Here is a 9,302-nt window from a genome sequence, read left to right as displayed (position 1 = left end):
GGCTGGTCCTGGCTGGGGGTGGGCTGGGGGGCCTGCGGGCTGGGCGCGGTCGCGCCGGGGGTGGGCTCGCGGGTGGCCGGGGGTGCGCTGGCTTCGTGGGTGGGGGTTTCGCCGGTGGTGGCGGGCGGGTCGGTGGGCCGGCTGCCGGTGGTGGGGGTGGCGGTGGCGCTGGGGGTCGTCGTGCCGGTGGGCGCCGGCCAGGTGGTGGTGCCGGGGGTGTGGCCGGGCTCCAGGTCGAACTGCCGGGTGGGGGTGCCGTCGAGGGCGGCGGTCATGTAGGCGGTCCAGATCTTGGTGGGGAAGGTGCCGCCGTTGATCCGGGTGAGTCCGGCGGTGCCGGCCAGCGGCTCCTTGGCGTGGGTCTTCGGGTGTTCCCGGAACAGGCCGACGGTGGTGGTGAGTTCGGGGGTGTAGCCGGCGAACCAGGCGGAGAGGTTGGAGTCGGTGGTGCCGGTCTTGCCGGCGGCGGGGCGGCCGAGGTCGAGGGCGGCGGCGCCGGTGCCGCGGGGGCTGACGACGTCGCGCAGCACGTCGGTGACGGAGTCGGCGATGCTGCGGTCCACGGCCTCGGTGGGGTTGTGGTCGGGCATCTTGGGGACGTCGATGGCGCCGCCGGGGGTGACGCGTTCGAGTTTGAGGACGGACCACGGGGTGTGCGCCTGGCCGTGGTCGGCGAGGGTGGCGTAGGCGCCGGCGAGGTCGAGGGCGCTGGGGGTGGCGGTGCCGAGGGTCATCGAGGTGTTGGCCGGGTCCATGCCGCGGACGCTGTCGGGGATGCCGAGTTTGACGGCGGTCTCCCGGACGCGGGCGAGTCCGGCGTCCACGCCTTCCTGGGCGTAGACGGAGTTGACGGACTTCACCATGGCGTAGCGCAGGGTGATGTCGCCGTAGTCGGTGTCGTCCTCGTTGGGCGGGGCGTACGGGGTGGGGCCGCCGGTGACGGGGCGTTCGCTGGTGCCGTCGTAGTGGGACTCGGTGGTGATCGGGCGGCCGTCGAGGGTGTGCTGGGCGATCAGGCCGGCCGCGAGGTCGATCGGTTTGAAGGTGGAGCCGATCTGGTTGTCCTGGCGCAGCGCGTCGTTGTAGGGCTGCTTGGCGTAGTCGGGGCCGCCGTAGACGGCGACGACGCGGCCGGTGGCGGGTTCGACGGAGGCGCCGGCGACCCGGACGTCGGTGTCGGTGGTGGGGCGGGCCCGGGGGTCGAGTTCGTCGGTGAGCTCGTCCTGGACGGCTTTGGCGAAGGCGTCCTGCTTGGGTTTGTCGAAGGTGGTGGTGATCCGCCAGCCGCCGGCCTTGAGGGTGGCGGCGTCGATGGTGCCGGTGGAGATCAGGTAGTCGTCGGCGACGCCGACGAGGTAGCCGGCCTGGCCGGAGAGGCCGGTGGCGGGTTGGGGGTCGATCGGGTCGGGGAAGGTGGCGGCGGTGCGGTCGGCGGTGGTGAGGAACCCGAGCTGGACCATGCCGTCGAGGGTGTAGTTCCAGCGCGCGATGGCCTTCTCGCGGTTGGCCGGGGTGGCCGTCTTGACGTCGTAGAGGCTGGGGGCCTGGAGGAGTGAGGCGAGGTAGGCGCCCTGGGTGAGGGTGAGCCCGGAGACGTCGACGCCGTAGTAGGCGTGGGCGGCGCTCTGGATGCCGTAGGCGCCGCGGCCGAAGTAGCTGCTGTTGAGGTACCCGGCCAGGATGTCCTTCTTGTTGCGCTGCTGGTCGACCTTGAGGGCGATGAGGAGTTCGCGGCCCTTGCGCTCGATGGTCTGGTCCTGGGTCAGGTAGTAGTTCTTGACGTACTGCTGGGTGATGGTGGAGCCGCCTTGCATGCCCTTGCCGAGGAGGGTGTTCCACCCGGCCCGGAGCATGCCCTTCAGGTCGATGCCGCGGTTCTGGTAGAAGCTGCGGTCCTCGGCGGAGACGGCGGCCTGCTGGGTCTGGAGGGGGATCTGGTCGATGGTGACGTCGGTGCGGTTGACGGCGCCGGTGCGGGCGATCTCGGTGGTGCCGTCGGCGTAGAGGTAGATGTTGTTCTGGGCGACGGCGTGGGCGTTGGGGTCGGGCACCGGGACGATGACGTAGAGCACGGCGAAGCCGCCGACGGCGAGCAGGAGCACCGCGGTGAGGGTGCCGAGGGTGATCCGCCAGGTGGGCAGGAGCCGGCGCCAGAGCGGGAGGGCGCGGCGGGCCTCGCGACGGGCGGCCCGTTTGGCCTGGCGGCGGGTGCTCAAGGTCATGGCGCGATTATGTGCTATTTGACGCTGCTTCAGGGGCGGGTGGGGCTCCGACGTGCGCCGTTGTGTGCTTCTCGGCGACGGTGCGTCGGGTGCCGGAAAACCTGGTGCGGGCCGGGAGGGTCGGCGGTACGGTGCAAGGTGCAATCCGCATAGCGCACCCACTTCGGCAGCTCCGCGCGTCCGGCCCGGCACCCCCGGGCACGGCCGGTCGGAGCCGCTGGGGCGTGCGCGGGCGCCGTGCCAGGCGTCCGACTGCCTGCCCATATTTGTCGACAAGGAGACAATATGCTGAACTCTGCTCCGGCCGAGACGAGGCCTCCCGATCCCCCGGCGGCCCCCGCCGCCTCCCTCCGGCTGTACGCGGCCGTCGCCCGCGGCGCCTTCCGCCGCTACTCCACCTACCGCGCCGCCACCCTGGCAGGCACCTTCACCAACACCGTCTTCGGCGCCATCCTCGCCTCCTCCTTCCTCGCCCTCTGGCAGGCCCGCCCCAACCTCGGCGGCTACGACCAGAGCCAGGCCGTCACCTACATCTGGGTGAGCCAGGGCCTGCTGGTCACCGTCGCCGTGTGGGGCGGCGGCTTCCAGGACGACGTCCAGGACCGCTTCCGCAGCGGGGACATCGCCGTCGACCTCTACCGCCCCGTCGACTTCCAGGGCTGGTGGCTGGCCACCGACCTCGGCCGGGCCGCCTTCCACCTGCTGGTGCGCGGCACCGTGCCGATGCTGGTGGGCGCGCTGGCATTCCGCACCCGGCTGCCCCAACAGCCGCTGACCTGGGCGGTCTTCCTGCTCTCGGTGCTGCTCGCGGTGGTGGTCAGCTTCGGGCTGCGGTTCCTGGTCTCGATCACCGGCTTCTGGCTGCACGACTCGGAGGGCGTGCGCTCGGTGATGCTGGTCGTCTCCATGTTCTTCTCCGGCATGCTGCTGCCGATCGCCCTGTTCCCCGGCTGGCTCGGGGACCTCGGCCGGGTGCTGCCCTGGGCGGCGCTGATCAAGGTGCCGACGGACGTCTTCCTGGAGCGCACCGACGGCGGCGCGCTGCCCGGGGCGCTCGGCTTCCAACTCGCCTGGGCGGCCGCACTGCTCGCCGCCGGCCGGGGCGCGCAGTGGCTGGCGACCCGCCGGGTGGTGGTGCAGGGTGGCTGAGCAGCTCGCGCGGCCCCACCGCGAACCCCTCACCGCACGCACGGCCTGGGCGGTGCGCTCCTGGTGGCTCTGCGCCCGGATGTGGATGCGCTCGATGATGGCCTACCGGGCCTCCTTCGCGCTCAACCTGGTGGCGAGCCTGGTCACCCACTCCCTCGACTTCGTGGTCCTGGTGATCATGTTCCGGCACACCGACCGGCTCGGCGGCTGGAACTTGCCGGAGATCGCCTTCCTGTACGCCACCGCGACCTTCTCCCTCGGCGTCGCCAACCTGCTGGTCGGCTCGGCCGACGGCCTCGGCGCGCGGATCGTCAGCGGCTCGCTGGACACCATGCTGATCCGCCCCGCGCCCGCGCTCTCCCAACTGTGCGCCGAACGCTTCACGCTGCGCCGACTCGGCCGCCCGCTCCAGGCCGCGGTGGTACTCGCCTGGTCGCTGCCCGCCCTGGACGTGCACTGGACCTGGGACCGGGTGCTGCTGGTGCCCGTCCTGCTGGTCTGCGGCAGCGCCATCTTCGCCGCGATCTACGTCGGCGGCGCCACCGTCCAGTTCTGGTGGGGCGAGTCCAAGGAGATCCAGAACTCCTTCACCTACGGCGGCGCGACCCTGCTGCACTACCCCCCGACGATCTTCGCCAAGGAACTGGTGGCCGGTGTGGTCTTCGGCGTCCCGCTGGCCTTCGTCAACTGGCTGCCGGCCCTGCACATCCTCGACAAGCCCGACCCGCTCGGCCTGCCCACCGCCTTCCAGTACGCCTCGCCGGTCGCCGCCGCGCTCTGCGTCGCCGCCGCCGGGTTCGCCTGGCGCGCCGGACTGCGCGCCTACCGGGGCACCGGCAGCTGAACCCCGCCGGCCGTCCGGCGAACCCGCCGGCCGTCCGGCGAACCCCGCCGAAGCTCGGCGACCCCTGACGAACCCCGTCGACCCCCCCGATCCGCGTGAGGAACCCCATGGCTCTCATCGAACTCCAGGACGTCCGACGCACCTTCACCGTACGGGCCCGCACCGGCCGGTTCAGCCGGACCAAACGCGAAGTGCGCGCGGTGGACGGCCTCAGCTTCACCGTCGAGGCCGGTGAGTGCGTCGGCTACATCGGGCCCAACGGCGCCGGCAAGTCCACCACCATCAAGATGCTCACCGGCATCCTCGTCCCCAGCTCCGGGCGGCTGCGGGTGGCCGGGGTCGACCCGGCCCGCGAACGCGTGGCGCTGGCCCGCCGGATCGGCGTCGTCTTCGGCCAGCGCACCACCCTCTGGTGGGACCTCCCGCTGCGCGACTCCTTCGAACTCGCCCGCCGGATCTACCGCATCCCCGACGCCCGGTACCGCGAGAACCTCGACCGCTGCGTCGAACTGCTCGACCTGGCGAGCCTGCTGGACACCCCCGTCCGCCAGCTCTCGCTCGGCCAGCGGATGCGCGGCGACCTCGCCGCGGCCCTGCTGCACGACCCGCAGGTGCTCTACCTGGACGAGCCGACCATCGGCCTGGACGTGATCAGCAAGGGCCGGGTCCGCGAGTTCCTGCGCGAGGTCAACCGGGACCGGGGCACCACCGTGCTGCTCACCACGCACGACCTGACCGACATCGAACAGCTCTGCGGCCGGGTGATGGTGATCGACCACGGCCGGGTGGTGTACGACGGCGGGCTCGACGGCCTGCACACCACCGGACGCAGCGAGCGGACCCTGGTGGTGGACCTCGCCGAGGCCGGGGCACCGATCGAGATCGCCGGTGCCCGGGTGGTCAGGGTGGACGGCCCGCGCCAGTGGCTGGCCTTCCCGGCGCAGCAGAGCGCGGCGCCGATCGTCGCGGCGGTCGCGGACCGCTACCCGCTGGTGGACCTGTCGATCCGCGAGCCGGCCATCGAGGACGTGATCGCCCGGATGTACGCGGAGGTCGCGATCGGCTGAGCGGCCCGGCGGTCCGTGGCGAGGCGGTCCGCGGTGAGGCCGTCCGCGGTGAAGCCGTCCGCGGTGAGGCCGTCACTCCTCCTGGCCGTCGTGCGCGCGTGCGTACGACGGCCGGGGGCGTGTTCCGGTCCCTGTCCCCGGTGCGGGTGATGGTCGTGACCCCGGGCTTCCACGCCGAGTTGACCCCTTCGTCGTTCACCGAGACCCGCACCGGAGACCCGCCGCCCGATGACCGTCCCCGACGTGACCGTGCTGGTCGCGGTCCACGACGCCGTGCCGTACCCCACCGCCTGCCCGGACTCACCGGTCGGGCCGGCGCCGGCGCCGGGGCGGGTGGAGGTGGCGGTCGTGGACGACGGCTCCGCGGACGGCGCCGGGGAACTGCCGGACGAGTACGCGGCCCGCCACCCCGGCCGGTTCCGGGTGGCGCACCAGCCCGACTCGTCGGGCGGCCCGGCGGAACCGACCGACCGGGGCCTGACGCCGGCCCGGGGGTCCGTCCTCGCCGACTGCGACTGCTGCTTCCTGGCGCCGGGCGCGGACGGGGACGTCGGCAACCCCACCGAGCGCGCAGGAGTGCTGGACCGGCTGAACGGGATCGCCGCGCTCCAGCAGGTGGCATCCGAACTGGTCGAACCGGGTGAGGAGTGGGACGCCATCCGGACGCGCGGCTTCGCCTGGGACGTGCCGCGCCTGCTGGAGGGCGGCTTCCTCCTGCTGGACGACGTCCTGCAGGAGCGGGTGTGCGTCGAAGTCGCCGGGCTGGTGGAGCGGTTCGGCGTCCGCGAGGTGTACCACCGGCTGCCGGTGGCCGCACGTGTGCGGCTCGAACTCGCCGTCGCCGTGAGACCGGAGGCGCTGCGGGACCTGATCCGGTACGAGGCCGCGCACGGGGAGCCGCCGGCGGTCGCGGACGGAGGACGGCACTACGCGGCCTACCCGGCGTTCCGGGACGGCCGACTCGGACTGCCCGACGAGCTCTTCCTCCTGCCCGACGAGCCGGCCGACGATCACGATCAGGCCCCGCCGCTGAACACCGCCCAGCAACTGTGGCGCGGCGTCGTCCCGGCGCGGGTGCGGCGCGGGCTGCGGCGCCACCCGGCGTGGCGCCGGCTCGCCAACTCGGTGAACGGGGGCCGGGGGTGAGTGGAGCCCGGGGACGGGTGAGCGGGGGCCGGGGGTGAGCGGAGGCCGGGCCGGAGCCGGGGGCGGGGCTGGAGGGCGGGGCTGGGCGAGCCGGGCCGGGCGTGCCGCCGGTGGTGCGGTTCGCGCTGGAGGGCCGCCGGGTGACCGGCGCGGACATCGCCCAGGGGTGGTGGGCAGCGCCACCCCGGGACGTGCCGCCGTCCCCCGGAGGGGGCTGAACGAGGCGGTCAGGCAGGTCGCCGCCGTGCGCCGGAAGACCGGGGGGCGTGTGATCGCGGGGCACGCCCCCGCCCGCGCCGGTCAGCGGGCAGACTGGCGGAGTGACTGACGATGCCTTCAGCGGGACCGGCCCCGGGGTCCGGTTCACCGCGGCCGACGAGCAGAAGAGACGCGGCGTGCGCCGGATGAAGACCATCGCGACCGGCCTGCTGGCCTTCGCGACCCTGGTCTTCGCCCTCGCCACCTGGGCCGAGGCGGCCGGGGCCGGAGCCTGGGCCGGGTACCTGGCGGCCGCCGCCGAGGCGGGCATGGTCGGCGCGCTGGCCGACTGGTTCGCGGTGACCGCGCTGTTCCGCCGCCCCTTCGGCCTGCCGATCCCGCACACCGCGATCATCCCGACCAAGAAGGACGCCTTCGGCCGCTCGCTCGGCGACTTCGTCGGCGAGAACTTCCTCTCCGGCCACGTGGTGCGCGGCCGCCTCGGGGCGCTCGGCATCGGCCGGCGGCTCGGGGAGTGGCTGGCCGCGCCGGGCAGCGCCGAGCGGGTCACCAAGGAGGCCTCGGCGGCGCTGCGCGGTCTGCTCGCGGTGCTGCGCGACGACGACGTGCGGGCGGTGGTCGCCGAGGCGGTGACCAGGCGGGCCGCCGCCACCTCGGTGGCCGAGCCGATGGGGCGGATGCTCGGCAAGGTGGTCGCGGACGGCGGCCACCACGGCGTGGTGGACCTGGTGGCCGTCCGGGCGCACGGCTGGCTGACCGCCAACCACGGGGACGTGGTCCAGAAGGTCACCCAGAAGACCCCGGGCTGGACGCCCAGGTTCATCGACCACCAGGTCGGCGAGCGGGTCTACAAGGAACTGCTGCGCTTCGTCACCGACATCCGGGACGACCCGGACCACCCGGCCCGCGGCGCGATCGACAACTTCCTCGCCGACTTCGCGACCGAGCTGCAGACCGACCCGGAGACCATCGCCCGGGTCGAGCGCGCCAAGAGCGAGCTGCTGGGCCGCCCCGAGGTGCAGGACCTGATCAACTCCACCTGGGCGGCCGTGCGCACCCTGGTGATGGGCGCGGCCGAGGACGAGGACAGCGAACTGCGCCGGCGCATCCGCGACGGCGTGCGCCGCTTCGGCGAGCGCCTGGCCACCGACGCCAAGCTGCAGGCCAAGGTGGACGGCTGGCTGCAGGACGCAGCCCAGTACCTCGTCGACACCTACCGCGCCGAGATCACCTCGCTGATCTCCGAGACCGTGGCCGGCTGGGACGCCGACGAGGCCTCCCGCAAGATCGAGGCCAACGTCGGCCGCGACCTGCAGTTCATCCGGATCAACGGCACCGTCGTCGGCGCCCTGGCCGGGCTGCTGATCCACACCGTGGCGGTCGCCTTCGGCGGGTGACCACCGGACCGGGCCCGAGGACTTGCGCCTATCCTGGCCGGTGTTCGCGGTACGCGCGTAGAAGGCATGCGGGCGTAGAAGGCACGCAGAAGGAAGCAGGGAACCACCGTGGTCCAGCCGGACGGAAGTCGGATCGGAAACCCCGCCGGTAGCAACACCGGCATCGAGGCGTTCATCGCCGGGATGCCCAAGGCGGAGCTGCACGTCCACCACGTCGGCTCGGCCTCGCCCCGCGTCGTCGCGGACCTGGCCGCCCGCCACGCCGGGCGGTCCAAGGTGCCGACCGACCCGGAGGCGCTCGCCGAGTACTTCACCTTCACCGACTTCGCGCACTTCATCGAGGTCTACCTGAGCGTCGTGGACCTGATCCGGGACGCCGAGGACGTCCGGGCGCTCACCTACGGCGTGGCCGAGGACATGGCGCGCCAGAACATCCGGTACGCCGAGCTGACCATCACCCCGTACTCCTCCGTCCGGCGCGGCATCCCCGAGGTCGCCTTCATGGAGGCGATCGAGGACGCCCGGCTGCGCGCCGAGAAGGACCTCGGCGTCGTGCTGCGCTGGTGCTTCGACATCCCGGGCGAGGCCGGTCTGGAGTCGGCCGAGGTGACCGCCCGGCTGGCCACCGAGCTGGCCCCCGAGGGCCTGGTCAGCTTCGGCCTGGGCGGCCCGGAGATCGGCGTGCCGCGCCCGCAGTTCAAGCCGTACTTCGACCGGGCCAGGGCGGCCGGCCTGCGCAGCGTCCCGCACGCGGGCGAGACCACCGGTCCGGAGACGGTCTGGGACGCGATCCGGCTGCTCGGCGCCGAGCGCATCGGCCACGGCACCCAGGCGGTCAAGGACCCGGCGCTCCTCGACCACCTGGGCGAGCACCGGATCGCCCTGGAGGTCTGCCCGACCTCCAACATCGCCACCCGGGCCGTGGAGCGGATCGAGGACCACCCGATCAAGCAGATGGTCGACGCGGGGCTGCTGGTGACGGTCAACAGCGACGACCCGCCGATGTTCGGCACCGACCTCAACACCGAGTACGCCGTCGCGGCGCGGCTGCTGGACCTGGACGAGGCCGGGGTGGCGGCGCTGGCCCGCAACGCGGTCGAGGCCTCCTTCCTGGACCAGGCGGGCAAGGCGCGGCTGACCGGCGAGATCGACGCCCACCTGGCGGGCTGGCGGCGCTGACGCCCGCCTGTCTGGCCGCGCATCCGCGGCGCATCCGCGGCGCGTCCGCAGCGCCTCCGCTGCCGGCGCTTCCGGCCGC

Annotated in this window: 7 protein-coding genes; 6 read left to right on the top strand and 1 reads right to left on the bottom strand. The window is 73.4% G+C overall.

Translation table 11 applies throughout. The annotated features are described in order from the left end of the window. Positions 1-2,222: transglycosylase domain-containing protein (locus tag IF30_RS0117720; RefSeq protein ID WP_051710498.1), on the bottom strand; the 2,222-nt coding region annotated here is incomplete at its 3' end. A gap of 285 nt (positions 2,223-2,507) precedes the next feature. Between IF30_RS0117720 and IF30_RS0117715 the strand changes: the two genes are divergently transcribed. The 6 genes from IF30_RS0117715 (at position 2,508) to IF30_RS0117690 (ending at position 9,223) form a co-directional block, all read left to right on the top strand. Next, the gene (locus IF30_RS0117715) at positions 2,508-3,371 is read left to right on the top strand and encodes an ABC transporter permease (protein ID WP_078891466.1); all 864 of its coding nucleotides are present in this window, start codon (positions 2,508-2,510) and stop codon (positions 3,369-3,371) included. Beyond that, on the top strand, positions 3,364-4,215 hold the full coding sequence (locus IF30_RS0117710) for an ABC transporter permease (RefSeq protein WP_030238900.1): 852 nt from the start codon (positions 3,364-3,366) through the stop codon (positions 4,213-4,215). Before IF30_RS0117715 ends, IF30_RS0117710 begins: the two co-directional genes overlap by 8 nt. A 107-nt stretch (positions 4,216-4,322) precedes the next feature. Beyond that, on the top strand, positions 4,323-5,282 hold the full coding sequence (locus IF30_RS0117705) for an ABC transporter ATP-binding protein (protein ID WP_030238897.1): 960 nt from the start codon (positions 4,323-4,325) through the stop codon (positions 5,280-5,282). A 228-nt stretch (positions 5,283-5,510) separates the two neighbouring features. Then, a complete protein-coding gene (locus tag IF30_RS0117700) occupies positions 5,511-6,428 on the top strand; it encodes a glycosyltransferase (protein ID WP_030238894.1) in 918 nt (305 codons plus the stop codon). Positions 6,429-6,748: 320 nt separating this feature from the next. After that, positions 6,749-8,044 (top strand): DUF445 domain-containing protein, encoded by a 1,296-nt coding sequence (locus tag IF30_RS0117695; protein ID WP_037900263.1) that lies wholly within the window; start codon positions 6,749-6,751, stop codon positions 8,042-8,044. 108 nt (positions 8,045-8,152) lie between these two features. Beyond that, entirely contained in the window at positions 8,153-9,223 is a 1,071-nt protein-coding gene (locus tag IF30_RS0117690; protein ID WP_078891464.1) for an adenosine deaminase, read from the top strand. Positions 9,224-9,302 lie beyond the last annotated feature (79 nt).

It is taken from the genome of Streptomyces sp. NRRL S-350 (assembly GCF_000719705.1).
GTDB lineage: Bacteria > Actinomycetota > Actinomycetes > Streptomycetales > Streptomycetaceae > Kitasatospora.
This window is presented reverse-complemented; position numbering and strand designations above follow the sequence as displayed.